26 protein-coding genes and 2 pseudogenes are annotated in these 26,429 nt (G+C 41.8%); 25 read left to right on the top strand and 3 right to left on the bottom strand.

What is annotated here, in order from left to right:
• The first annotated feature begins 174 nt into the window (after positions 1 to 174).
• Positions 175 to 1,431, top strand: a complete 1,257-nt coding sequence (locus DEAC_RS11795; RefSeq protein WP_047810250.1) for a hypothetical protein — start codon at positions 175 to 177, stop codon at positions 1,429 to 1,431.
• A 388-nt stretch (positions 1,432 to 1,819) separates the two neighbouring features.
• The gene (locus tag DEAC_RS11800) at positions 1,820 to 2,128 is read left to right on the top strand and encodes a hypothetical protein (protein ID WP_200903125.1); all 309 of its coding nucleotides are present in this window, start codon (positions 1,820 to 1,822) and stop codon (positions 2,126 to 2,128) included.
• Between the two features lie 291 nt (positions 2,129 to 2,419).
• Here DEAC_RS11800 and DEAC_RS11805 read toward each other — a convergent pair whose 3' ends face one another.
• Positions 2,420 to 3,598, bottom strand: coding sequence for a sensor histidine kinase (locus tag DEAC_RS11805; protein WP_047810252.1), 1,179 nt, complete (start codon positions 3,596 to 3,598; stop codon positions 2,420 to 2,422).
• A 276-nt stretch (positions 3,599 to 3,874) separates the two neighbouring features.
• Here DEAC_RS11805 and DEAC_RS11810 point away from each other — a divergent pair, with 276 nt between their 5' ends.
• The 4 genes and pseudogenes from DEAC_RS11810 (at position 3,875) to DEAC_RS22705 (ending at position 11,333) form a co-directional block, all read left to right on the top strand.
• Positions 3,875 to 4,582: a LytR/AlgR family response regulator transcription factor gene (locus tag DEAC_RS11810; protein ID WP_047810253.1), complete on the top strand. Its 708-nt coding sequence runs from the start codon at positions 3,875 to 3,877 to the stop codon at positions 4,580 to 4,582.
• Between the two features lie 353 nt (positions 4,583 to 4,935).
• Positions 4,936 to 6,552 carry an Ig-like domain-containing protein gene (locus DEAC_RS11815; RefSeq protein ID WP_047810254.1) on the top strand — a complete coding sequence of 539 codons (1,617 nt, stop codon included), beginning with the start codon at positions 4,936 to 4,938 and terminating at the stop codon, positions 6,550 to 6,552.
• A gap of 113 nt (positions 6,553 to 6,665) precedes the next feature.
• A pseudogene (locus DEAC_RS11820) lies at positions 6,666 to 7,604 on the top strand (cell wall-binding repeat-containing protein); the annotation flags it as partial.
• A gap of 156 nt (positions 7,605 to 7,760) precedes the next feature.
• Complete coding sequence (locus DEAC_RS22705) at positions 7,761 to 11,333, top strand: cell wall-binding repeat-containing protein (protein ID WP_083996106.1); 3,573 nt, start codon at positions 7,761 to 7,763, stop codon at positions 11,331 to 11,333.
• Between the two features lie 533 nt (positions 11,334 to 11,866).
• Here DEAC_RS22705 and DEAC_RS11835 read toward each other — a convergent pair.
• Complete coding sequence (locus DEAC_RS11835; RefSeq protein WP_047810256.1) at positions 11,867 to 12,421, bottom strand: helix-turn-helix domain-containing protein; 555 nt, start codon at positions 12,419 to 12,421, stop codon at positions 11,867 to 11,869.
• Between the two features lie 119 nt (positions 12,422 to 12,540).
• Here DEAC_RS11835 and DEAC_RS11840 point away from each other — a divergent pair, with 119 nt between their 5' ends.
• The 5 genes and pseudogenes from DEAC_RS11840 to DEAC_RS24935 all read left to right on the top strand — a co-directional run.
• Positions 12,541 to 13,143, top strand: a complete 603-nt coding sequence (locus DEAC_RS11840) for a LysE family transporter (RefSeq protein WP_047810257.1) — start codon at positions 12,541 to 12,543, stop codon at positions 13,141 to 13,143.
• A 202-nt stretch (positions 13,144 to 13,345) separates the two neighbouring features.
• Positions 13,346 to 13,819 carry a DUF2284 domain-containing protein gene (locus DEAC_RS11845; protein WP_152671395.1) on the top strand — a complete coding sequence of 158 codons (474 nt, stop codon included), beginning with the start codon at positions 13,346 to 13,348 and terminating at the stop codon, positions 13,817 to 13,819.
• 148 nt (positions 13,820 to 13,967) lie between these two features.
• Positions 13,968 to 14,144 carry a hypothetical protein gene (locus DEAC_RS23880; RefSeq protein ID WP_200903126.1) on the top strand — a complete coding sequence of 59 codons (177 nt, stop codon included), beginning with the start codon at positions 13,968 to 13,970 and terminating at the stop codon, positions 14,142 to 14,144.
• Positions 14,145 to 14,249: 105 nt separating this feature from the next.
• Positions 14,250 to 15,137 carry a recombinase family protein gene (locus tag DEAC_RS11850; RefSeq protein ID WP_047810258.1) on the top strand — a complete coding sequence of 296 codons (888 nt, stop codon included), beginning with the start codon at positions 14,250 to 14,252 and terminating at the stop codon, positions 15,135 to 15,137.
• 117 nt (positions 15,138 to 15,254) lie between these two features.
• Positions 15,255 to 15,401, top strand: a pseudogene (locus DEAC_RS24935) (recombinase family protein); the annotation flags it as partial.
• 322 nt (positions 15,402 to 15,723) lie between these two features.
• Here the strand turns inward: DEAC_RS24935 and DEAC_RS11860 are convergent.
• Positions 15,724 to 16,329 carry a TetR/AcrR family transcriptional regulator gene (locus DEAC_RS11860; RefSeq protein WP_047810260.1) on the bottom strand — a complete coding sequence of 202 codons (606 nt, stop codon included), beginning with the start codon at positions 16,327 to 16,329 and terminating at the stop codon, positions 15,724 to 15,726.
• A 135-nt stretch (positions 16,330 to 16,464) separates the two neighbouring features.
• On the opposite strand from DEAC_RS11860, the gene DEAC_RS11865 reads away from it, so the two are divergent.
• The 14 genes from DEAC_RS11865 to DEAC_RS23885 all read left to right on the top strand — a co-directional run bounded on the left by DEAC_RS11865 (position 16,465) and on the right by DEAC_RS23885 (position 26,351).
• Complete coding sequence (locus DEAC_RS11865) at positions 16,465 to 17,439, top strand: SDR family NAD(P)-dependent oxidoreductase (protein WP_053006406.1); 975 nt, start codon at positions 16,465 to 16,467, stop codon at positions 17,437 to 17,439.
• 654 nt (positions 17,440 to 18,093) lie between these two features.
• A complete protein-coding gene (locus DEAC_RS23575) occupies positions 18,094 to 18,267 on the top strand; it encodes a hypothetical protein (protein WP_161796450.1) in 174 nt (57 codons plus the stop codon).
• Positions 18,268 to 18,332: 65 nt separating this feature from the next.
• Positions 18,333 to 18,500, top strand: coding sequence for a nuclear transport factor 2 family protein (locus tag DEAC_RS24940; protein WP_486598911.1), 168 nt, complete (start codon positions 18,333 to 18,335; stop codon positions 18,498 to 18,500).
• A gap of 925 nt (positions 18,501 to 19,425) precedes the next feature.
• Positions 19,426 to 19,590 carry a hypothetical protein gene (locus tag DEAC_RS23580; RefSeq protein ID WP_161796451.1) on the top strand — a complete coding sequence of 55 codons (165 nt, stop codon included), beginning with the start codon at positions 19,426 to 19,428 and terminating at the stop codon, positions 19,588 to 19,590.
• The gene (locus DEAC_RS11875; protein WP_242847140.1) at positions 19,577 to 19,921 is read left to right on the top strand and encodes a TIGR04076 family protein; all 345 of its coding nucleotides are present in this window, start codon (positions 19,577 to 19,579) and stop codon (positions 19,919 to 19,921) included. Before DEAC_RS23580 ends, DEAC_RS11875 begins: the two co-directional genes overlap by 14 nt.
• A gap of 230 nt (positions 19,922 to 20,151) precedes the next feature.
• The gene (locus DEAC_RS11880) at positions 20,152 to 20,481 is read left to right on the top strand and encodes a hypothetical protein (protein WP_047810263.1); all 330 of its coding nucleotides are present in this window, start codon (positions 20,152 to 20,154) and stop codon (positions 20,479 to 20,481) included.
• Positions 20,482 to 20,866: 385 nt separating this feature from the next.
• The gene (locus DEAC_RS11885) at positions 20,867 to 21,145 is read left to right on the top strand and encodes a hypothetical protein (protein ID WP_047810264.1); all 279 of its coding nucleotides are present in this window, start codon (positions 20,867 to 20,869) and stop codon (positions 21,143 to 21,145) included.
• A 1,197-nt stretch (positions 21,146 to 22,342) separates the two neighbouring features.
• On the top strand, positions 22,343 to 22,969 hold the full coding sequence (locus DEAC_RS11895; protein ID WP_242847141.1) for a hypothetical protein: 627 nt from the start codon (positions 22,343 to 22,345) through the stop codon (positions 22,967 to 22,969).
• A 546-nt stretch (positions 22,970 to 23,515) separates the two neighbouring features.
• Positions 23,516 to 23,782 carry a hypothetical protein gene (locus tag DEAC_RS24190; protein ID WP_242847142.1) on the top strand — a complete coding sequence of 89 codons (267 nt, stop codon included), beginning with the start codon at positions 23,516 to 23,518 and terminating at the stop codon, positions 23,780 to 23,782.
• 27 nt (positions 23,783 to 23,809) lie between these two features.
• Positions 23,810 to 24,070, top strand: a complete 261-nt coding sequence (locus DEAC_RS11905; protein ID WP_047810266.1) for a hypothetical protein — start codon at positions 23,810 to 23,812, stop codon at positions 24,068 to 24,070.
• Between the two features lie 30 nt (positions 24,071 to 24,100).
• Positions 24,101 to 24,364 carry a hypothetical protein gene (locus DEAC_RS11910; RefSeq protein ID WP_047810267.1) on the top strand — a complete coding sequence of 88 codons (264 nt, stop codon included), beginning with the start codon at positions 24,101 to 24,103 and terminating at the stop codon, positions 24,362 to 24,364.
• A gap of 456 nt (positions 24,365 to 24,820) precedes the next feature.
• The gene (locus DEAC_RS11915; protein ID WP_047810268.1) at positions 24,821 to 25,225 is read left to right on the top strand and encodes a PaaI family thioesterase; all 405 of its coding nucleotides are present in this window, start codon (positions 24,821 to 24,823) and stop codon (positions 25,223 to 25,225) included.
• A 151-nt stretch (positions 25,226 to 25,376) separates the two neighbouring features.
• Positions 25,377 to 25,706 carry a TfoX/Sxy family protein gene (locus tag DEAC_RS11920; protein WP_047810269.1) on the top strand — a complete coding sequence of 110 codons (330 nt, stop codon included), beginning with the start codon at positions 25,377 to 25,379 and terminating at the stop codon, positions 25,704 to 25,706.
• Positions 25,707 to 26,027: 321 nt separating this feature from the next.
• The gene (locus DEAC_RS23885; protein WP_053006407.1) at positions 26,028 to 26,351 is read left to right on the top strand and encodes a hypothetical protein; all 324 of its coding nucleotides are present in this window, start codon (positions 26,028 to 26,030) and stop codon (positions 26,349 to 26,351) included.
• Positions 26,352 to 26,429: the final 78 nt, after the last annotated feature.

Raw genomic sequence — 26,429 nt, forward strand, 5'->3', positions numbered from 1 at the left:
TACCAATACTTAAAGTTAAGGGCTTGGGGTGATAACAATGTTATCTATTGAAGAGTACATTGCACGGCGAAAGAAAGAGGATCACCTAAATGAATTCGATTTGAGTTCACGCAACGAATTGATAGGAGCTGAAAACTTAAGGTGGCTTAGCGAACATTTCAGGAGGGTATTAGTGTGTCGCTTTTGCAAGTTAAATATATATATTTAAGGAAAAATATCAGTACGAGTAGTGAAGATATCGATAAAGTTGTTTACCAGGCTCCATTTGAAGGAATGTTTAAGGTGTTATTTTCTAACGTTACAGATTGTTCCTTCAGCATTGATATGGGTAAAAAACTTTATTTCGTAAAATACAAATACTCGTGTAACAGAAATGGTGACACAGCCTATTTATCTATAGAGATAGAGGGGACTCCATTTCAATGTGCAAGAGTGTTAAATGAGGTGAACAATTTACTGACGAAGGGATCACATAGAAAGGATTACAATATTATACTTTCGTTTGACGGCATATCTTTATACTTTTGCAACAAAATTTATCCTAAGTTTAATTTGTTTGAGCGAAAAATTAGAGAGTTAATCTTTAGCATTCTAGTCAAAACTTTTGGCGCAAAATGGTATGATTCAACTATTTCAAATGAATTGAAGGAAGAAATGGCAACAAAAGGGCTGAAAAAGCAAAGCGATTTGATTGAAAGAGCACTATATGAAATGACGATTTTCCAGCTCGAGACCTATCTTTTTGCCCCATATAGGGAAGTTGACAGTAATACTGTTATAGACAACGATTTGAGTCAAGCAGAGATTAACAAAAAAACCAAGGAAGAGATTATTAAAATTTTGGATAAATGTCGTCCTAGGTGCTTGTGGGAAAGATTCTTTGAAGGTAGTATTCAAATATCCAATTTACAAACAAACTTAGAAGCGATTAGATTCTACCGAAATTGCGTAGCACATAGTAAATACTTTTATAAAGGAGACTATGATAATTGCAATCGGTTAATAAATAGGCTGTTAAGACAAATAGACAGAGCTATTCATGACATTGAAGTAAGGAGATTTAACAAAATTGATATAGATGAAAGTTTAAGTGTGTTCTCGGGGGCAACGGCGTTATTTTATAAAGAGATTCTTGAAAATATGACACCTGCTATAAAGGAAATTACCAAGAATATTTCTAAGATACAACTAAATCTACATAAAATCACATTTGATACTCCGAAGATAGATCCTAAAATTATATTTCGACTTAGTCAGCTTTCGACTTCAATCAAAATAGATCCCGAGGTACATGCTAAATTAATTTCTACGATCAGTTTACCTAATGTAAAGCTCAATATAGATACTCAGAGCGTATTAGAAGCCAGTGATGCATTAAATAAAATGATAATAAATAAAATTGATGATAACTTTATTCAAGAACAAGAGTAGAGCATCATGCCGGGAAACCTTTTTGTGGTCATTCAATAAATTGCTTAAGTGTGACAGCTATGAACTTTATATTTCAGGCTGATCATTGGTAGGTTGGAGAGATATTTCAACCGAAAACATTGTTGTAGAAAGTAATCTAAACTTTACGGTAAAATCCAATGTAGAATATTTTGGTTCAAATATAAGTAGTTGCAACAATGTGTTTTCTACCGAGCCGATTTGGCAACTCCGGGCACGTTGAGACCGTGGTAAGTTTGAAAACACCTACATTTTGAAAGCCGCCTGTGGCAAGGGTTTCGAGGTTGGGATATTTTTGAAATAGGCTAAAAATGTCAAGAATGTGTCAAGACTGCGTCCAAGGGAACATATTTAATGTAATATGCTGTTTTTGAGCATAAAAGATTCACAATTTTGTCCCATGAACCCTATTTTCTTGGCCTCTGCCTTAGCTGGCGGGGGTCTTTTTTCAATTTTCAATAATTTAAAAGAATGTGGTTTAGAACATTGTTTTGTACACGGCGGAAAGGCAGTAGAAGCCGTACTTCATTTAATATTTATTGCATCAAATATCATGCAGCTGTTCTTAGTAAGGCGACTGAGAAACTATTTCACAACTCAACGAGAAATGGTAAGGCTTTTATTGAAAGGGCTATATCTTCTGAAGTATAGAACTGAATTAGTTTTTAGCAGCTCATAGAAAATGCGCAATTGAATAGGAATCTGAAATTGTGGGGTAAGGGGAGACGTATCCTCAGTAGAGTTAAATTAAGTAAATAGTGTAGATATAATACATACAAAGCGAATTCTTCAATTATGATCGGTTGGAATCATAAAAAAGCTAAATTGCTGGCTAGGTCTTAAATATTGAAAAATACAGACTAAAGCTCGCACAGCGAATTTAGCCTGTATTTTTGATTGATAGTTTTTTTGGCCTTTTGATAAGAGCTTTGAAATCTCAGACCAGTGATCCAACAGGAGCTTTTCCTGGCTAAGACGCAGGAATTTCTCCGGGTTCCTCCCCGTCTTCGCTGTCGCACATAACGGCGCAAAAGGTAAAGCAGTTGTCACCAAACTCTGTGCTCATGCTGCCGCGGTGGCGTTCCACGACGCTGAGGACATTTTGCAGGCCTATGCCTCCAACAGCCCCCTTGCTGGACACCAGACTGAGATGCCCGCTCCCTGCGGTGTCGCAGGCGTTTTTTATGCGCAGAATTAATCTGTCCCCGTCCCGTCTGCCCCGGATATCAATATACCGCTTAGGGTATAGGGGACTGTGCGGCGATATCCGCTGGCAAGCCTCAATGGCATTTTCGATGCAGTTGCCCAGAACCGTGCACAGATCGTACCGGTTGATGCCGATATTCTCCGGCAGCTCCATATCCACTGACACGGATATGTTTCGTTGCTCTGCCCGCTCGATGTATCCGGACAATATAGCGTTGGCGGCAGAATTTTGGCAGAAGCACCGGGAAACGGTGGCATCGCACTTTTCAATCAGTTCGTATGCATACCGCAGCAGTTCGGCGAACTCTCCGTTTTTGCCCAGGGAGGCGATGGTCACAAGGTGGTGACGGGTATCGTGCATCATGCTGCGCTGTTGGATGGTGTTGCTTTCCAGCTGGGCATAATACCGCTTCTGCAGCAGAACCATCTGCTCGGTGGAGGCCAGCCGGCTCTCGATCAAGGTGCGGTTATATATCGCCTCGATTTGCCTGAACAATAGGTAATAGGTAAAAATGATCATGGCTTCAAAGAGCAGCATATAGATTACTTTATCGACGGCAGCGCCTGCTTCGATTGGGCTAAAAAGCACGGAGAAAACGACAAATGCCAGCACCGGATAGAGGGCAAAGATATGGTTGTTGCGGGCCAGCATTGCCAGGTACTTGCGTACAAAGTCCCGGGCGGAGAAAATGTACAGTTGCAATAGAATCAGACAGGAAATAAAATAGAGAATATACCGCGCGACCAGCCCCTCGTTATATCCCAGCGACAGCAGCCCCGCAATGTCTCCGCAGAGCGTGGAGACGAAGGTGGCTATCTGCCAGGTGGCAAAGTACACGAACAGTTTTTTCGCCACAGAGCCGGAATATAGATAAAGGAAACAAAGAACTTGGAGGGTAATCAAAAGATAGTAGTACAGGGTGTTCTCTACGCCCAGATACATAAGCAGTCTCCAACCACTGCATACCGTCACTGTGGACATCAGCCAGCATGTAATTTGGATGAGGAGAGGACGGCGTGTTTCCAAGGTCTGATAAAAACAAATCAATTGTGCTGTCAAGGTGATAATGGGTATAACGGGATAGTAAAGCCACTGCCACTGCAAATTCTGCCACCTGCTTTTTTGTTTGTGGAATTTATATTATGATAATCATATATCCTAAGCGCAGGCAGAGCAAGCCGTAGATAACACAATTCATTGTCAAAGGGGAGAACGGATATGTTTACCGTTGCTGTGTGCGACGACGAGTACGACCAGCGCAGGCGCATCATCGAGATATTGTCCACGGTGGCGGCATCCCCTTTGCAAATCAGCGAATACGCCAGCGGCGAGGAGCTGTTGGACGCCATACGCTGCGGGCACGGCGCCAATATTTACTTCCTGGATGTATTTATGGGAGTGGCCGACGGTGTGGAGGTTGCCAGGGAAATAAGGGAGTTAGACAGGAACTGCGTCATCGTCTTTGCTACCAACTCCCGGGATCATGCTGTGGATGGGTATGGCGTACATGCTTTGCAATATCTGCTCAAGCCTTTGGACGAGAAAAACGTGGCCGGAGCGCTGGCGCTGGCGCTGGAACACCTGTCCTCTCAAAAAGACAGGTTCATCTCCCTGGTCAACAAACAGGGTGTGTACCGCATAAGCTATGACGATATTCTGTATGTGGAGAGCACAGCCCGGGTAGCCGCCATTCATACCCGGCAGGAGGAAGCATTTTGCTTTTATATCCGGCTGGATGAGTTGGAGCAGCGGCTGGATGATAAACGGTTCTACCGCTGTCATAAAAGTTTTATAGTTAATTTGGATCATGTCTATGCGGTGTCTAAGGGCGTCATGATGATGGCGGGCGGGAGCAATATCCCGGTCAGCGTCAAGATCAGCGAGGCAAGGAGCTGTTTTGCCTCCCACCTGGCGAATCGGATTTAATGCCGCCTCTTTGTAAGCAAGCACGATAGAGATAAGCAGTCCCACAAAAAGCCCGGGTAGAAAATACCCGGGCTTTTTGTGGGCTTTTTTACATTTCCCCGTCAGTTTTTGACATCGACAGGCACAAACGTCCGTGAAATTCTATAATAGGTGTAAAATAAACGCGGAGGTGACATAATTCGCGCAAGGGCGGATGAGATAACCATAAATGTGTAGAGCGTAAATATGCAGAACAGATAGAAGGGAGAGCTTCAGCTTGAATCAACACATTGGCCGAAAATTTTTAATAATAATATTATCCCTCCTTATTAATATTATCCCTCCTGATGATAGTTTATACGGGCGTCAGCCCGGTGTTTGCCCATGAGGAAGCTCCGCCGTTCCCAGTAATATCCGCAGCAAACGGCAGTGCGAACACAGAACCTTATTTATCTTTAGAAATGGATGACAGCCCGGTGACAACCACGCCGTCGGCAATCACGGCAGGGCAGACTCCGGTCGGGAATCCCAGCCTGACGATGATGCCCTTGACCAAACCGGTGTGGGACGGCACACCTCTTACTGCCGACCCTGATTATTCTTACAGCGGGGGCACCGGCGCGGATGAAGAAAACGCTTACCTGATTGCTGACAGCTACGATCTGGCCATGCTGGCGGCCAACGTCAAAGCAGACGGCAGCTACAGCCAAGGCAAATTCTTTAAGCTGACGGCGGACATAGACTTAAACCCGGGTGTCACCTTGACCGCTGCGAGTACCACAGCCAAGCGATGGACCCCCATTGGCAAAAGCTATGGCTACGAGTTCACAGGCACCTTTGATGGGGGTGGGCATCATGTTAAAGGTGTGTATATTAATAATCCCAGTACACCTTTCCAAGGTCTGTTCGGCTTTATTAAGGATGCCGTGGTACAAAACCTGGGCGTGACCGACAGCTTTATTAAAGGAAGTGAAAGTGTAGGTGGCGTGGTAGGTCAAACCTATGATATGGGCAGCAGCGCCAACAATACCACAACCGCCGCCCAGGTACCGGTGACACGGCAGACCCTGAGCAACCAGCAGAGCTGGGACACCATCGCATTAGATTTCAGCCATGCTGCGACGGCGGTTACTACCGCCACCCAAACTAATGCCAGCTTCATCCAGGTCGAAGATCCGGGAGCCGTTGCCCAAGTTCAGCTCACCGTACCGGATACGGTGGTCTCAAGCGTAACCAGCGCCGCTTTAGGCCTGAACCTGACGAGCCCCATCGGCGGAGTCCAAATCTCAGCCGCAACCTTGCAAGCGGCTTCCCCGAGAGGAACAAATTTGGTGGCAACCGTAACTCCTGTTATCGACTCGGTTCAAACAAATCAAATCCAAGGCGCGGTCTTTACCGCAATCCAGTCGTCCGGCTCAGGTGGATTGTCTGGTTCGAATCCAACAGCAGTTATAGGCCAATCGGTGAATATTGAAACCAACTTAAACACCTCTGAGTTGGCACAAGACAGCACTCCGGCCGTCCAGATCCTGGTGCCTTTGACCGGACTGACACCTCCGAGTGATCCAGCCCAATTCGGCGAATGGAAAAATTCTCTGGGTGTGTATATTCAGCACAGTGATGGCTCGACAGAGTATTTGACAGTGCAAAACAACCAATGCACGATTCAATATGATAGCAGCGGCAATCCCTCGGCATTAATGGTTTCAGTTAAGAGCTTCAGTATCTTCACCCCGTTTGTCTCTTATGTCCCGGTCAGCGGCATCAGCGTCACACCGACAACACTGGCTCTGACAGCCGGGGGAAGTGCTGGAACACTGACAGCCAGTATCAACCCCAGCAACGCTTCGAATCAAAGTGTTACTTGGACGAGCAGCAACCCAAGCATTGCCAGTGTCAGCGGCAGCGGACTTACAGCCACCGTTACCCCAATCTCAGCAGGTATGGAACCATTACTGTCACCAGTGCCGACAATCCTGATAGCAGTGTAAGCTGTGTTGTGGCCGTCAGCACGGGCAGCTATTCATCCGGCGGAGGCGGCGGAAATAGAACCGATGATGGAGGGACAGGTGTCACCACTTCAACGACACCCACAACAACGCCAATAGTCAGCAGTGTACAAAGATTGTATGGTCAAAACCCAGTTGATACTGCTCTGGCCATTGCCAAGGCAGAATACTCCAACAAATTGAGCAATGTGGTCTTAGCCACTGCCGACAACTATCCGGATGCTTTAGCCGGAAGTGTTTTGGCTTATAAACTCAATGCCCCGATCCTCTTGGTCGGCAGCTCAGAAGCCGATCAAGCAAAAGTCCTGGATTACATGAAGTCAAACCTTGATCCGTCAGGAAACGTTTATATTCTGGGCGGTACTGCGGTGGTCAGCACTGATACTGATATGGAAGCTAAAGTCAAAGCGGAAGGATTCAGTCAGATCACGAGACTGGGCGGAACAGACCTCTATGATACCTGCAGTAAAATCACCGATCAACTACAGGTCAAGAGCGGAACCCCAATTGTCTTGGCCTATGGCGGAAACTACCCGGACGCTCTATCCATCAGCAGTATTGCAGCGGAAAATCAATACCCCATCCTTTTGGTTCAAAATGACGGCATCAGTGATGTCATCAAGAATGAAATAGCCACAATTAAACCGAGTAAGGTCTTTATCATCGGAGGAGACGGGGTCATCAGCTCAGCGGTGGAAAGTCAGGTTGAGCAAATCACTTCCTTAGATAAGAGCAACATTATCAGAATTGCCGGTCAGGACCGTTACGCTACCTCTTTAGCGGTTGCCCAATACTTCAACTTAGCCGGGCAAAGCATCTGCGTTGCTACCGGCAATAACTTCCCGGATGCCTTAGCCGGCAGCGTCTATGCAGCGAATCACAATACCTCGATTATTCTGGCTGACGGAAGTTTGTCGGATCAGGTTATGGATTATTTGAAGAATAAAAAGCTGACCGGAGCGACGATATTCGGTGGTGAGTCTGTGGTAAGCAAGGGCATTGAACAGCAGCTGGGTCAGTTGATAGGAGACTAGGGAAATATTCGAGACAATTTGGTAGACATGTCAGGAATAGGCGGTTCCTCGGGTAACTTACCTGCCTAAAAGGGACTGAGTACTTATGCTCATCAATCCGTAACGTCGAGGAGTTATGAAAAATTTGAGCTTTAAAATAGAAAGGAGTGGATAGCTTTGCATTTCTCCAAAGATAATCCTTTACAAAAATTTATTTCGATTTTACTGTTCGCGTTGTTTTTTCAGTTCTGTATCTTGGCCATGCCGGCCTGGGCGGCAGTATCCCCAACCATAACTGCCCAGCCGGCGGCTCAGGCGGCCGAAGTAGGCCAGTCAGCGAGCTTCAGTGTTACGGCAGTAGGGACAGGAACCTTAAGCTACCAGTGGCAGAAAAACGGAGTTCCCATAAGCGGATCGACAGGAGCGACCTTGAATATCCCCGATGTCCAGGGGGTTAATTCGGGAAGCTATTCCGCAGTGGTCAGCGATTCAGCGGGTAATAGTGTGACAAGTAATGCGGCAACCTTGACGGTAATAGATATTACTTCCTTGAGTTCTATCACAGCTTCTAGCATCGCGGTAGACAGCAGCGGAAAGATCTATGTTGTAGACACTGGTACTGGTACTAACACCATCAAGAGAATGGATGCCGACGGAACAAACATCGTCACCCTGGGCTCGGGTATTGTTAGTCCTGTTGCCATCGCGGTAGACGGCAGCGGAAAGATCTATGTTGCAGATGCTGGTACTAACACCATCAAGAGAATGGATGCCGACGGAACAAACATCGTCACCCTAGCCTCGGGTTTTTCCATAGACTCGGGTGTTGCCAACCCTTGTAGCGTGGCGGTAGACAGCAGCGGAAAGATCTATGTAGAAGTCGCCGGTGATGGCACCATCAAGAGAATGGATGCTGACGGAACGAACATCGTCACCTTAGTTTCGGGCTTTTATAATATTGCGGGCGTAGCAGTAGACAGCAACGGGAGGATCTACTTTTTAGACAAGAATGATAACACCATCAAGAGAACGAATGCTGACGGAACAAACATCGTTACCCTAGCCTCGGGTTTTTCCATGCCTATTGGCATCGCGCTAGACAGCAGCGGGAGGATCTACGTTGCAGACCCTTTTAATAACGCCATCTTGAGAATGGATGCCGACGGAACAAACATCGTCACCTTAGGCTCTGGCTATAGTATTCCCTATGGCGTCGCGGTGGACAGCAGTGGGAACATCTACGTTGCAGATAATTCTGCTATTAAGAAAATACAGACAATCTATGGTGTGACTTACAATAGCAATGGAAGCGACGGAGGTAGTGTACCTACTGATGTCAAGAATTATGTTTACGGACAAAATGTAACGGTTTTAGGTAATACAGGAAATCTCGTGAAAACTGGTTACACCTTTGCTGGGTGGAGTACAGCTACAACTGGCAGTGCCATAAGTTATCAATCAGGGGACACATTCACTATGGGGGAAGACACTGTCACACTGTATGCCCAGTGGAACCCAGTCAAAACCCTTGTGAACATCACAACCCCGGCAGCGATCACCGGCGTGGCCAACGGCACAGCCAAAACAGCGTCTGCGCTGGGACTGCCAAGCACAGTAACAATGGTGACGGATCGTGGAAATGTGCAGGCAAACGTGATCTGGAACGTAGATTCCTGCGCCTATGCCCCATCGTCAACCACTGCGCAGGCTTTCACCATCAGCGGCACAGTAACTTTACCGGCAGGCGTGGTAAATACGAATAACGTCCCGCTGACCACCAGTATTAGTGTATCGGTCAATGCGGTCCAGACTTCAGCCTATGCTCTGACCATCACAGCCGGCAGCGGCGGAACCATTACGGAAGGCAGCAGCGGCAACTATGCAGCGGGAGATATCATCAGCCTTGCGGCTACAGCGGATAGCAATTATAGCTTTAACGGCTGGACATCCTCCAACGGGGGAACTTTTGCCGACTCAAACAGAGCAGCGACTACCTTCACCATGCCCGCGGGAGCAACTACCCTCACGGCGGCCTTTACCTATAACGGAGCTAGCGGCGGCAGCGGCAGCGGCGGAAGCAGCGGAAGTTCGTCGGGCGGCAGCAGCGTATCGAGCGGAGGAACGACGGTTACCGGCAGTGTTGTGGACGGAACAACTGGTGCTAATGTTTCCAATTTGACAGGAACTGTAACGACCGACAGCAACGGAAATTACACTGTGTCTCTGCCGGCAGCCCAAACTGTAACTCTCCAACAGCCGGATGGAACCGTAAGTCCTTTAAGCGATCTGACAAAAGTAAGCTATGTATCAGCAGGAGGTTCGTCAATAAGCGTTTCTGCGGATGGAACGGTCGATTTTAGCAGCTTGGTCAAAGGAACGGACAATCAATATAAGATCACCTATGATTTAGGCAATGGTCAAACTGTTACACTGGGAACCTTGGAAGTCACGGTTTCAAGCAGTGGGACCGTAAGTTTAAAATGCACCTTAATTGACCCCTATGGAATCATCACGGATGCGGCAACGGGTAAGCCTATTGCCGGAGCAAAGGTAACGCTGTATTATGCTGACACGGAACGTAACAAGACCAACGGCAAAACACCGGACACGGTCGTAACCTTGCCGGGCATTGATGGAATTAAACCCAATAACAATCAGAATCCGCAGACCAGCGATGCATTGGGTGCCTATGGCTTTATGGTCTTCCCTAACACAGATTATTATATCGCAGCCTCCAAAGACGGCTATGAAACGTATACCAGTCCGACCATATCCGTAGGTCAAGAACTTGTCCACTGGGATTTTAAAATGAGTACCCCTGTCACCGGAGTCCGTCGTCTGGCGGGACAAAGCCAGGTGGATACCGCCTTGGCGATCGCCAAAGCAAACTATACCGGAACGCTGTCCAATGTGGTCTTAGCGACTGCCGACAACTATCCGGACGCCTTAGCCGGAAGTGTTCTGGCTTACAAACTGAATGCCCCGATTCTCTTGGTCGGCAGCTCAGAAGCCGATCAAGAGAAAGTCTTAGACTATCTGAAGGCGAATCTCGCTCCGACAGAGAATGTCTATATCCTGGGCGGTACAGCCGTGGTCAGCGCTGATATGGAAGATCAAATCAAAGCTGAAGGCTTCAGTCAGATCACGAGACTGGGCGGAACAGACCTCTATGATACCTGCAGTAAAATCGCCGATCAACTACAGGTCAAGAGCGGAACCCCAATTGTCCTGGCCTATGGCGGAAACTACCCGGACGCTCTATCCATCAGCAGTATTGCAGCGGAAAACCAGTACCCCATCCTTTTGGTTCAAAAAGACGGCATCAGTGATGTCATCAAGAGTGAAATAGCCACAATTAAACCGAGTAAGGTCTTTATCATCGGAGGAGAAGGGGTCATCAGCTCAGCGGTGGAAAGTCAGGTTGAGCAAATCACTTCCTTAGATAAGAGCAATATTATAAGAATTGCCGGTCAGGACCGTTACGCTACCTCTTTAGCGGTTACCCAATACTTCAACTTAGCCGGGCAAAGCATCTGCGTTGCCACCGGCAACAACTTCCCGGATGCCTTAGCCGGCAGTGTCTATGCAGCGAATCACAATACCTCGATTATTCTGGCTGACGGAAGTCTTTCCGATCAAGTCGTGAATTATCTGAAAGGCAAGAAACTGACCGGAGCGACTATCTTTGGGGGAGAAACTGTCGTCAGTCAAGGGATTGAACAACAGCTTGGACAGTTGATCGGGAACTAGGAGAGCTTAAGTTTAAACACCCCATGTGATTGAAGATTTCAAGTCACATGGGGTGTTTTCTTATTTTGTGTGTTTCTAAACCGACAAATTCCACTGACCGGGCACGTTGAGACGATCGTTCGCCTCACTAGAAAACACAACCACAAGATATAGTACAAAAGATTAACACCACATACTACATGTGGTGTTTTCTATCGAGGCGTTGGCATGTACACACCGCATTGAGACGGTAGTTCGGCTCGATAGAAAACACAACGCTAAATATAGCGTAGATCCAGTGGTATAGCCACTATATGTAGTGGTTTATGGCAATAAATCATGTGTTTCCCTATGATGCAGGAGTAGTGTGGGGAAACATTATTTTTATGTTTTTTGTACAGAAATGTGTTCCGGCTCTTCTTCCTGAGATAATTTGGTTTGGTAGTCGAGGGTGTTGCAAATGTACATAACTGGAAGTATAAAAAATATTATTAAGGTGTAAGTTTGTAGGATTAGTGGAAGTTAGTTTTTGCTGGTCTTGGATTTATAACATCCTATTGTGGATAGTAAATAACCATACATAATGTGCAGACTTCACTACCCGAATTTTTGTAACTATGTGGACTATCAGCCTTAAATCGTATTGAATTGCCTGTAGTTACTACGAAATTATCATTATTTACACTTATGATAACCTCACCTGAAAATACAGTAATAAATTCTTGAGTACCATGAGGGTGTGCTTCTGCATCCAGATGACCCCCACCATCAATCTCAAGCGAGTACATCTCGAATCTTCGTTCACTATCAAAAGGAAATACCGGGAAATTCCTAAATTTTCCGTTATCTTCAATAAGTGGTTGTATTTCGGTTTTATCAATACACTCAATATCTGCTTCTGGTCTGCTCATTAACTGGGTAAAGGATATTTTAAGACCATTGGAAATTTTCCATACCGTTGATACTGTGGGGTTTACCTCGCCCCTTTCAATTTGACCAAGCATACTTTTGCTAACACCCGAAAGCCTTGATACATTATCAAGGCTTAATTTTCTCTCTTCACGAAGTCTTTTTAAGTTTTCGGCGATAACATAATTCAATTTATCCAAAATATTATCCCACCGTCCATTGACAATATAGTGCACATTTAATATTATTATATTGCACATGTGCTGTATAAAAATCATATTGTATATTATATCATACAAAATAGAGAGAGGGGAGTCATATGCCGAATTTTACTGCTTTTTTATCGTATGTAGTTATAACAACCTTTACCCCGGGACCAAATAATATAATGTCCATGTCAAACGCCAGTCGTTACGGATTTAAAAAAAGTATATTTTTTAATATTGGTATTTTCTTTGGTTTCTTTACAATTATTGCTCTTTGTAGCACTTTCAGTGTAACACTTTTCCGTCTTTTGCCCTCTATAAAACCAATTATGGCTTTCATCGGAGCTGTTTATATTCTTTGGCTTGCGTGGAAGACATATAAAAGTGACCATCACAGTGAGGGTAATAGTGATAGCAACGACAAAAAGAAAACAAACACTTTCCAAGCTGGATTTCTTCTTCAGTTTGTAAATCCGAAGGTTATCCTTTACGGAATTACAACCGTTTCAACTTTTATTGTGCCTTACTACAGGTCAGTGGTTGTACTAGCAATATTTTCAGCAATTCTCGCTTCCGTTGGGTTTATAGCTACTTGTTGCTGGTCACTATTTGGTTCTGTATTTCAAAAACTTCTTGTTCAAAACCAAAAGATTATCAATATTGTTATGGCATTACTACTTTTATATTGTGCTATTTCATTGTTCCTTGAAACGTAAATTGATTTTCGTTTTTCTAAGAATACAAGATTTCTATCACGCAAATACCGATTAGTTTATATTATATTTATATTCTGTCGCATTGGTTGAATAATTGAAGGTTAGGCAAAAATCATTGGGTATGTTAATTAATCATTTATATTAATAGGAGGTAGGTACGATGGAAAAAATGATGTTGTTATAAAAAAAATGTATATAGAAATTGCTACAAAGTTTTGGTTCAGATAGTATTAAATCCATTGATACAAAATCAATTGTGACTGCTCCTTGGACAATCTATAAATGCCAATTTGGTTGTGGACGCTATGGAAAAAGTTGGTGTTGCCCGCCAAAATCCCCAAGTTATAAACAGACTCAAGAAATAATTGATTGTTACAATATGGCTATTCTTTTTAGATGTCATGAAATGTCTTTAGTAACAGATATTGCTGTGAAGATTGCCAAAGAAATATTTCTCGACGGCTATTACAAGGCTATTGCCTTTGGTAGTGGTCCATGTTTACGTTGTAAAGAATGCAATACACAATGGTGCAATTTTCCCGACAAAATAGCTCCTGCCATGGAAGCTTGCGGAATAGATGTTTATCAAACGGTAAGGAATAATGGCTACGAAATTTCAACCTTGAGAGGGAAGGACGAAGTTCAAAATCATTTTGGACTAATACTTATAGAATAAATTCGGAAAAAATTGCTTATATCTGCATATTTGAAATAACTCCCATTATTCTTAGCTTGTACCATTATTTACCTAACAACTAACTTCAGAAAATGTTAACAACTGGAAGTTAACAGCGACCAGTAAGGATGTTTTTGGTGTTAGATATATGCTTTCCCGAGGATTAAGACCTGCCTTTTTGCAAAAAGCTTTGAGAGTGTACTTCGGCGGGAAAACTATACCGTGGGCTATTCCGTTTGGAGAAAGCGAAGTAAATATCATGCTTAATCAAGCAATGAATGTGCCAAATTGGTATAACAATATGCAGAACCCGGTTTCAACTTAGTATGCCAAATAATGACCAATAGCCGTTTATCTGTTAAGCTTAAATCCTATTATTTAGGAGGTATCCAGTACGTCAGAAAACAAAAAAGTTCATTTCATACCACCGATGCCACCTAAGCATGCAAATCGTGTAGGGATTTATGCCCGGGTCAGTACGAACAGTGCAGAGCAATTACAAAGTCTAACTGCCCAGGTATCACACTTCACAAGAGTAACAGCAGCTAATAAAAAATGGTTATTGGTAGATGTGTACATAGATATTGCTTCAAGCAAGACAGGATCTTCTCGTAGAGAGTTTACACGAATGCTTGAAGATTGCCGATCTCATAATCTGGAAATCATACTTACGAAGAGCATCAGTCGGTTTGGACGGGATACTGTAGAGATTCTTGATGCATTGAATCAATTGAAGCTTCTCGGAGTTCGTGTCATATTTGAGCAAGAAGAATTGGATACCGCAGATGCGGATAGTGACTTGATGATTTCTATAATAGAATCAATTGCTCAAGCAGAGAATGAATCACGCAGTGATAATATTATGTGGGGAATTAGACAACATGCGGCAAACGGCACTTCAAAACTGTATAACAGAAAGTGCTATGGGTATGTGAATGCAAAGGATGGCAGCCTGATTATTAAAGATGAAGAGGCGAAAAATGTAAAGTTGATTTTCAATATGTATCTTCAAGGTAAGAGTGTAATAGGCATTGTATCCGAATTACAGCGACTGGGAATAAAGTCTCCTACCGGAAAAGAAAAATGGTGTAAGCGGACAATCGATGTAATGCTCAGTAATGAAAAGTATACAGGAAATGTCAGGCTATTAGATGATGGAAAGCACGCTGCACACTATCTGGCAAAAGATAACAATCCGGCTATTATAACTAAGGAAACATTTCAAGCGGTGCAGATTGAAAAACAGCATCGAAGTAATGTCACAAAGGGCGAAGATGGAAGTCGGAGAAAAAGCAAAAAATACAGTTCGAAGCAGTGAAAAATCAAAATAGCCTAATCGAAAATTTTTTATCGAGAGGTTAGGGAGGGCTTCAAACCAGCCTAAACACAGCATTTTTACTGCGTTTTGCAAAAATGTGAAATAGCCTAAAAATTTCAAGAAGAGAGTTCTAATTTATCTCAGATCACCAAGATGGGAATAAGTTATAGGTTTCAAGAGGGTAAAATCTTGGTCAACCATAACAAATTCCTCGGGTACACCAAAGACGAGCAGGGGCAGTTAGTTATAGTCCCAGACAGCAGTTTAGCTTCTACCACAATTAAACCATTGATCTCACTGGTAATATTACAGATTTCAGAAGTGTATCAAATTCGGACTTTTTCTCTCTCTTGCTTCCTGCTAAAATCAGATTGGAAGAGAGGATGAAATGCGAAAGAACTACTTTGTAAAATTGGTAAACTACATGAAGAATGTTTATCAGATTGATCGTGGTCTGGATAAACTGTCTGACGGAAGAGTTAACCCGACTTACAGCACGGTTCTTATGGCGCATAAAACTGTTAATGTGTTTTCAAACCCGACATTTTGGCAACTCGCGGCAGGTCGAGCATTACACTTCTTACATTCAGAACAACCCAGATTGGGAATTCGGTGGGATTTTAAATATCAAATCCAAAAATGAATTTATCAAACCAGTTGGATCATCAAATCCTTTTTCAGATTCTAGATGTCCGGCAGAATTGAGTTCAACAAGACCAATAATAAATGCAGATCCCATTGCGGTTAATTGTTTGGCTGATTTACTTACAGTGAGTTTTTGTTCATGAGCTTTTTCCAAACATTTATAGATGATTCTAAATAATTCAAAAGCCGAAATATGTAGATTGGCATATTGACTTTTGTCCCATTGCTTTATGAACATTAATTGATAATGTTCATAATTTTTTATACCAAAATCATAAAAAGTATATAACATTTCAGAAACAAGTTTTCGGGGATCGTCAATTTCTCCGAATAATTCACGAAGACGATTTATTAGCACATCAAAATTTTCAGTCACAATTGCAGCAAGCAAATCATCTTTATTTTTAAAATGCCTATAAACTGCACTTCTGGATAGATTCATTTCTTTTCCAAGATCACGCATACTGACTGAATCAATGCCGTTGGCGTCAATCATTTGTCTTGTGACATCAAGCAGCTTTTGTTTTGTATCATTACCACTTTCCATATTAACCTCATTTCTGTCTTTATTCTTTATTCATTTTACTATTACGTGTTGACACTGTCAACGCTTTGGGGTATACTTATTTACGTTGACAGTGTCAACGATCGGCATGTTAATTCAGTTAAATGGAGTGAAATCATGTTAACAGAAATGAATTCAAGTAAAAAAACGATTATTATAACCGGCGGAAACTCAGGATTGGGCTACGCATGCGCCAAAAACATTGCCAAAGCCCATAAAAATAATCATGTCATACTCGCTTGCCGTAATGCAGCTAAAGCAAACGAAGCGGTAAATTCACTAATCAGGGAAACTAAAAATAGCAACATAACATCTTTGGAACTTGACCTTGAATCATTAGAATCCGTAAGAGGCTTTGTAACGAAATTTTTGAATTCCGATTATCCACCCCTATATGCTCTGGTTTGTAACGCAGGGTTAATTATGGTTGATAAAACTTATTACACCAAAGATGGCTTTGAAAGCACCTTTGGGATAAATCATCTCGGACATTTTCTATTAACCAATATGCTGCTCGGAAAAATGACCAATTCTGGCCGAATAATCTTTGTCAGCAGCGGAACTCATGACCCCGCGCAAAAGACTATCGTCGCTCCACCCGTATATGAGAACGCCAGATTGCTCGCCTATCCAAAGGAAATGAGTCAAAATGAAAGTATGAATATTGTTGGCCAACGTCGATATTCCACGTCTAAATTATGCAATATATATTGCACTTATGAGCTCAATGAAAGAATAACAAAAGAAACAAATAAAAGCCTTACAGTCAACGCTTTTAATCCGGGACAGATGCCGGGCACAGGATTTTCCCGCACCTTTCCGCCTTTAATGAAGCTCTTGCTCAAACATATCCTTCCTGTATTGTTATCGTTTAATAAAAATGCCACAACGGCCGAAACATCAGGAAATGCACTAGCATCACTTGTATTGAATCCTGAACTGAACGAAACTACAGGGAAATATTTCGACGGTACAAAGGAAATTAAATCATCGGAGCTTTCCTATAACAAGGAAAATATGAAGGATTTGTGGAGGACAAGTGTTGAATTGACAAAACTGAACGAAACAGAAACAATATTAAGCTTAGATTAAGAATCAACAACGCTGGGTGAAATCTGACCATGTGATCAATTATATACCGGCGTTAACAAAAGAACACCAAAGATGTTATTGAACGTAGAAATGCCCACCACTATGTAAAGAAGTTGGTTAGATTTATGTATCATGGCCAGCATCTTGCGTACCATACATTAACACAGCAGTTTAGCCTCTACCATAGTTATACCATTGACCTCACTGGTAATATTACAGATTTCAGAAGTGTATCAAATTCGGACTTTTTCTCTCTCTTGCTTCCTGCTAAAATCAGATTGGAAGAGAGGATGAAATGCGAAAGAACTACTTTGTAAAATTGGTAAAATACATGAAGTGAAGAATGTTTATCAGATAGATCATGGTTTGAATCAATTATCTGACGGAAGAGTTGACCCTACTTATTGCACGGGTCAAGTTATTCTGCCTGTGCTAATTAGTTTTTTGCTGTATGGATAGCGCATTGCAGGAGATAAAAGATAATGGTGGAATTAGAACGTTATGTAACTGGCGATAAAACCCAGCCACCCGTCAAGCCACCAAACTCCTTCAATCCCGCAGGATGGGATGTGGTTGCCTGGTGAATAGGGGAAGTGGTGGGGATGCATCATATGAGATCTAATAATTCACTTTCTAGGGATTGGAGAATAAGAAATGTTGGATAAAATTGAAGATGATGAACTGAATAATTTTATTAAAGAGTATGATAAGTGCTTTCTTGAAAGAAATATAGAAAAATTGAAATCGTTTTATCCTGAAGATAATAGTGAATTAGTATATTTTGATAATCATAAAAATAATGATACATATTCCGTAGATGAGCATTAAAATTATTGAATGAATTTTTTCGAAATGGTAAAAAAACAGAATCAGGTACTGTTGAAGAATTAACAATGGAAAATATTCATTATTTTAAAACAGAAAGTGCTGCTTGTGTTTGTTTTTATGCAAGGTATAAGAGTTTTCCCAAACCAGCAGTAAGAACGACAATATATTTGGAAAGAAATAGAGGGAAGTGGAAGATGAAGCATGTACATTGTTCATTCGAGCCGGAAAAATAGTATGTAAAGCAGCTTCCAATTATTCTAATCTAACCTACCAATTTCTCACCGCGCCACCCACACCCAAGCTAACCTCAAGAAGAAATAACCGCCTAGCTGGTGTTCGAGTTGTAGGCTAAAATCCCCCCACCTGCGAAAAACCAAATAATATAAACGGCTTTGCGAATCCAGGGCGTGTTGCTCTGGATTTTTACAATTTGTCGAGGTACAGTGGTATAATTAGGAAAGAGAGCGGTAAGAACTAGCCTGGACGCCAATTCCGTCAATTGGCGGACAAATCAAAGCGGCAATATTCCGCTCAGGATAGCGGGGATATTTTTTAGTCGGGAAATTCCTCGTACCGAAGTGGTTGATCTAGTTAATTATCTAAAAGATAAATCGCTTAATATTCCGGCTTTTATAATATGTAAGGATCTTTTATTTGATAAATCACCAAAGATGATTGATAAATATTTTGAGGCACATTTTAATAGGTTTCCTAAAGGCCCTATTTTACTTTAAATTTAAATTATACTAACACTATTTAACTGTATTCCACCTAATTTTGCATAATCAGTTCAACAGAGTCAGAGTCAACGGCCCAACATATTTTTTTGGATACTTAATTCACCTCGTCTGTAGCGCCCCGCTAAGCTCAATAAGAAATAGCCGCCATATTATAAAGTTAATAAAGATAGGATGAAAATCCCACCCACGAAAAACCAAATAATCTAAACAGCTTTGCAAATCCAGGACGTGTAGCTCTGGATTTTTAAATGGAGCAACAATTTGTCGGAGTACAGTGGTATTATTAGGAATTAGAACTGACCCGGACCTCAATTTCGTCAATTGGCGGACAACTTAAAGGGGCAATATTTCGTCCAGGATAGCGGGGGTAGTTATTTATCCGGAGAGCGTTGGATGGACAAAGTAACCCAAACAGCCAATGCTGCGGGATGTCCTTACCTATCCAAAGGCGCTCACCGAACCGGAAAGCTGGAGGGATGAGGGGATGGGTCACTTGAGAGTGTTTAAACCGACAAGTTTGGAAGGTTGGTTTAGTTTGACTGATGGAATACGTGTTGAAGACAGAATCCATGAAAGAGGTTAAAGAGATGGGAGCAACAAAATATTATGATGTAAAAATTTCGGTTCTCAAAAAACTCGATGTTGGCGATATCCATGAAAAGTACGCTTCAGAGGGAGTTCCAACAAAGTGTTCAAAATATAAAGAAGGACAAGAGTTCATAACAAAAAATTGTAATAAACCTGAAGGATTTTGTAGTTGGGCTTGGGCAGGGATTCAAGACAAGGTTGTTTATTTAGCATTAGGGCATGATTATCCTTGGGTTAGGCAGAAAGGAACTGAAATATTCTGTTGTGCCGATGGACTTCATCCAGTACTTTATAAATTAGAGAGAATAGAAGGAACCGAGTCATAACTTTCCTGATGCCACTGTAAGTCACTTGCACCACTTCCGCCCGTATCCCGCTACCAACAAGCCCAAATACCCGCCATGTTATAAACCCCAAGCCACTAGTCAACCCACCGGACTCCTTCAATCCCGCAGGATGGGATGTGGTTGCCTGGTGGATAGGGGAAGGTGTGGGGATGCGGCACATGATGCGGAGCTGCGTGGAGGGGAAATAAAGATACGCGGAGGGGCATACTTTGAAAAGAAAACTCGTTGTTGCGGTCATTACGTTTATTACTGTTTGCTTTGTTTTTACATGGGATGTTGCATCCCAGGCTCACTCTACACCACAGATGGCAATAAGAACGTATTTGTTTCTATCGGAGCATCCAATTAGTGCTTTGACCACAGGAATTGTAGTGAATCAATTTCAAACTGAATTAGACAGAAATAGTCTGGAATTACAAAACGCAAAAATTTATTCGCTAACGAGACCCCCGATCGATACATCAGGAAACCATTTAATTAATGTAAAAGTAACAAAAAAGGGTTCTCTGTATTATGCACGATATTACGGTGAAGCTTAATATCATGTTTAGCTAAGTTGTAATATCATTAAATCAGCGGTATTCCACGGAACATTATCGCCTCCAACACACCGCTCTTCCCGCTATCTCTCGCCCCCAAATCCCCATAAAACCCTAGCTCACCTGTCAAACCACCGAACTCCTTCAATCCCGCAGGATGGGATGTCCTTGTCTGGTGGATACGGGAAGGTGGTGGGATGAGGGAGTGTATTGGCCTCACCGGAGCGTTTTAGAATTTCCGGTTTATTGTATTCGAGGCTTACAAAAGTAAAAGGAATATTCCGGAAAATGGAGAAGTATAGAGGTAACTAAGTCTTACTTAATTTTCATGTTTTAATAGTCATGAATGAGTAAAAGTAGACATTGGTATGGAGGGGGAAACACTATGGATGAGAAACGAATTTTCACAATTGGGCTGAAACTGGTTGGCGCTATGAATATCATAAGCGGCTTAGTCAACTTTATTAGCTTCATTCCGGTTATAATTAATGTTTTAGGTGGTCCCATGCCAAGCCGAGTAGTTGCAATGCCAAACCAAATTGTTATAAATCTTATCCAAATGATTGGTCCGATATTTCAAATTGTGGCCGGTACATATTTGCTAAAAGACGGACAAGCTGTTGTGAATTTTGCCTATAAAATTAAGTCAAAGCTAGATGAATAGATTGAATGCAGCAGCATATTACACTGCAGGCTTCTTGCGTCACACAAACCCTCAACCCCAAACACCCATAACCCCCAGCCACCCGTCAACCCACCGAGACTCTTTCAATCCTGCAGGATGGGATGCGCTTCCTTGCTGGATACCGGGAAAGGCGGGTGGGGGATAGGTTGGTGTAAGGGGGTAGTGGGTAACTAGCTGTGTGAATTAATACTAATCTGGACTCCAAAGCGAAATTGAAGGAGGTAGTATCGATGTTCCTTTTCCCAGCTTTTATATCCCCGTTAGAATTTGGAATTATATCACCGATTGTTGTAATTCCCGTAGCATTAATAATAGTGGTAGTCTGGTACGTTCGTAAGCTAAACAGTATTGATAAAACTTTAAAGGAAATCTTGAAAGTCATAACTAGCAGACAATCATAGCAATCAAAAGATACTCGGATTGATCACAGATCACAATTTCTCAACTCTTGCCACCTGTACCGTCTGCTACCCCTCACCCCCAAGTCTCGGCCAATAAATCGCAGCGACCAGTCAACTACCGGATCTCCTTCAATCCCGCAGGATGGATGTCTTACCTAGTGGATAACTGACTGGGAGGCTGGAGGGATGCGTGGGATAGGGGAGTTTTAGTAACTAACGGAGCGTTTTCGGGCGCTCTTATTGTGTTCTTATTGCAGGAAATGGAGGATAATGGTGGAAATAATACTAAGAATAATGATCAAATTGCCGCCAGGAGCTACTAGGAGGTGTGATGGTGGAAGTTTGGCACATTATTTGGGTTGCTTCTGATTGCTTTTGGTTTGGTGATTACATTTCTCTCATCCCAGGGCTGGTATATTGATTGGCTCAAAGAAAGATTACCTATGGAAAGAAGAAGGCTTATTCGAGGTGAACGAATCTCTGGTATTTGCCTTATCTTTATTGGGATGCTTCAAACCGTAAAGGCATTAATATATTAAAATGTTAACGTAGTTGAGAGAACCGAGAGGTGGGTTTGATTATGGATCAATTAACGTCCTGTAAGACTTGCACAAGAGAAATGCACAGTCTGCCAAAGTATGTCCTCATTGTGGGGCCAAGCTAAAGCTAACTCTAATTGAAAAATAGTACTTTTTATTTTTGTCAGCTATGTTGCTATGATATTGATGGGCATTATTGGAATGAAATGGTCAAAATGAAAGAGGGGGTAACAAAATTGACAAGAACATCGTCGCCAATGCGAATTTCATTTCATCCTCCAACCGATCATTACTGCGAGGATTTGATTCTTGTTGATGAGCAAATTTGTGAATTGTTAGCTAAGCGTAAAGAATTATCAAATAATAATCCAGGATTTCCGCATCAGGATTTGATCTCAGACTGGAGCCAAAAGTTCGGTCTTAATGAGGCTTGGCTACAAAGGATCTTTTCGGCATATATGATAGGCGAGGAGCATTTTCTACCCCTCATAGAACCGACTGGGTTTTTGAAATTCGTTCCAATTTTAAAATCAGTGGCAATTGACAACATGTCGTATGCAGTGACATATATGAAACAATACACCAATGCCAGCATAGTGTGTGTCGAAACTGAGGTCAATACATCGGAACCATTTGTTAGGTTAGGACATGCTAGCTTTGAATTGTTCATTTCACCTGAATATCATTGTAGGCAAGATGGTGGGTGTGGGTCAAGAAGGGGGATGCAGCATTCTTTTGTAGTAACACCATCTTTACCTGATGATATTAGTGGTGTGGAATTTCAATTAACGGTTAAACCTTTTCATGAGAACCTCGAATATCAAGTGGTACATTTTAAAGAAACAACCGTTACGATTAAGTAAGGAACACCATTACCGGTTCTTTCTGTACTCCCAGCACTCGTCCCTAGCTACCCTCAACCCCAAATACCCATAAACCCCAGCCACCAGCCAACCTACCTGACTCCTTCAATCCCGCAGGATGGATGTGCTTAGCTATCGGATAACCGAACCGGAAAGTTGGAGGGGATGGTCACATAAGTATTGTGGAAACTAACGGAGCGTTTTTAGGCGCTCTTTTTACATTCTTATTGCAGGAAACAAAGGATAATAGTGGAATTAGATAAATATGGATTGTGCCGTGAATTATTGAGGGGGATATTTCTTGAATTGTCTGCACCAAGATGGACCAACCATAAATAAAGATTCAGTTTCATTTAATTCTAGTTGGGAATAAAGCTGTTGTAGTAAGGGCTGATTTAAATGAGCCACTAGGTTTTATAAAGGATGAGTTTTTAGATGTTATTTTATCCTCATTGACGCTTCATTATCTTAAAAATTGGAATAAGCGAATTTAATAGAATCCTAAAAAAGACTGGAGAACTTATTTTCTCTGTTCATCATCCTTTCATGGATTTTACGGTGTTTAACAGAGACAATTACTTTACAACTGAATTATTGGATGATGAATGGGATACCAATTGCGGAAAAGTGAAAGTACAATTTTATAGACGGCCATTAAGCAAGATTGTGTCATCAGTTATTGATGCAGGATTTATAATAGAAAAACTACTCGAGCCAATGCCAATTGAACAATTCAAGATTGCTCAGCCTAATATATATGATAGATTAACAAAGAAGCCTCAATTCTTGTTCATAAGAGCAAGAAAGCAATAAGTTTTGTAAAAATGGGATGGTGACATAATGTCGGATTTTATTGAAGGATTAAAAAAAGGTGCTAAAGCTATAAAAGAGTCATTTGGGCCAAGTCGGTATGAGGTTGCAAATATCAAAGTAATATGCCCTCATTGTAAAAATGACATTTTTGAAGATGGTTCTGCACAATTGAATACTGCTGGAGCGACCTTTCTAAATCTTGATTGGCTGAACAAATCAGCTACTATACTTATATGTACTAACTGTGGATTGATTCAATGGTTTATGGAGTCTCCAGAGAAGATTTAATGATCGTCATCTCATTGGAGGTTAGCTTTAATGGATAAATTCATTCATAAGTGGGAAAGAAAGCGTCTGAAAGGGCCAATTAAGCATGTATTCCTATATTGCATTGCAATTTCGGTTGGAGGTCTATTTGGCGGAATAATCGGAACAGCACTTGGTCATGGAGATGTCCATAAGTTTCTTGCTAACTCATCATTTGGCGTTGCTTTTCTTTTTTTATGGGGATTAGGACTAGGTGTATTTAATTGGAAGAGAAATGAAAGGAAGTACAAAAGCTTAATTGAGAGAAATCAATAGGAACTTACAGTAGATTCGATTTTCCAACTTCTCTAAAAGTAAAGTGAAAATGCCCACCTGCGAGAGCGGGGTTAAAAACCAAATAATCTAAACGACTTTGCAAATCCAGGGCGTGTTGCTCTGGGTTTTTACAATTTGTAGAGGTACGGTGGTATAATTAGGAAAAGAGAGCGGTTAGGACTGGCCCGGACGCCAATTTCGTACACTCCCCGATCCTCAATCTTAAATACCCAGTATTTTACAAAACCTAGCCGCTGGTTATCTGACGAACTCTTTAAATCCCGCAGGATGGGATGTCCTTACCTATCCAAAGGCGCTCAGAGAACTGGGGAGGTGAGGGGATGGGTTATAGAGGAGTGTTAGGTGTTGGGAACCAGATGGTAATCGGGCTAGCGGGATGATTCAGTTAGCATGAGATATCTCCTAGAAATAAGCAACATATTTACAGGAGGACATATGAGCAAAAATATTATGAAGTACCTAGAAAATGATAGGTTTGCTGCTTTAGCAGGAATTAAACTAGTCGAAGTAAAGCCCGGATATGCAAAAGCCAACATGAAAATCACGGATGATCACTTAAACGCTGTTAATATTGTCCAAGGAGGAGCGATATTTACTTTGGCAGATTTTGCATTTGCTGCGGCATCTAATTCATATGGACAAGTATCACTTGGGATAAATGCTAATATATCGTTTTTTCGACCTCCTAAAGGAAATATACTTATTGCCGAAGCTAAAGAACTTTCATCAAGTAAGAAAATCGGAAATTATAATGTTGACATATTGGATGAAGATGGAGAAATTATTGCTAGATTTAATGGTATTGTATATAAAAAGAAGGATGAGATTAAAATTGATTAGAAAAATCTGTATCACCCAGTCACACTCTCTACCTTACCGCCTCAGCTAAGCTCAAGAAGAAATAGCGCCGAGATAAAGGCTAGCTAGTGGTCAAGCGGCGGAGTGTTTGATGCGGGGACTTTTTAGTTATAATGCCAGGGGGTGAAATATTTTGGCAACTAGTTTAGACTATATTGTTTATGTCTGCGAACAGATTTCGAATGTGGGCTCGATCAGATATAAGAAAATGTTTGGAGAGTATATGGTTTATGTAAATGAGAAACCATTACTTCTGGTCTGTGACAATACAGTTTTTGTGAAAATGCTTGACCCTATCAGTGAAAAGATGAAAGATGCCGAGAAGGGTTTTCCATATGATGGATCAAAGGAGCATTATATATTGGACATAGATAATTCCGAATTTAGTAAAGAGATCATAACAATATTAGAACCGCTAATTTCGCTTCCAAAGCCTAAGAAGAAAAAGAAGGATAATCTATGACACAGAAATACAGCAGTTTAGCCTCTAGCACTATTAGACCATTTATCTCATTGGTAATATTACAGATTTCAGAAGTGTATCAAATTCGGACTTTTTCTCTCTCTTGCTTCCTGCTAAAATCAGATTGGAAGAGAGGATGAAATGCGAAAGAACTACTTTGTAAAATTAGTAAACTACATGAAGAATGTTTATCAGATAGATCATGGTTTGAATCAATTATCTGACGGAAGAGTTAACCCCACTTATTGCACGGGTTAAGTTATTCTGCCTGTGCTTTTTGGCTTCTTACTAAGGATAAAAAGTTTTAATGAACTAAATTTCATGATAAAGAATCATGAGTTCACTAAACTGTTTCCCCGGGGAACTAAGTTGCCGCAAATTGATGCGATCAGAGATACGCTGAAGGTCCTAGATCTCGAAGGACTAAAACAAGTCAATCAAAACGTCGTAAAAACAGCCGTTGAGAATAAAGTTTTCGACAATGGAACGATTGATGGATATACTGTTGCTGCGATTGATGGAACAAAGTTTTTTGGGAGCAATAAGAAAAGTTGTCCAGAATGCTTGAAAAATACCAAAGGCAATAAGATCCATAGCTTCCATAGTGGCGCTGTCATATCAACAGTAGGTAAAAAGATGAACTGATTTTTAGCAGCTCATAAAGATTAGGCAATTAAAAATGAAGTGTAATTTTGGGTAAGGGGAGACGTATTCTTATTATAG

The sequence above is a fragment of the Desulfosporosinus acididurans genome (assembly GCF_001029285.1).
GTDB lineage: Bacteria > Bacillota > Desulfitobacteriia > Desulfitobacteriales > Desulfitobacteriaceae > Desulfosporosinus > Desulfosporosinus acididurans.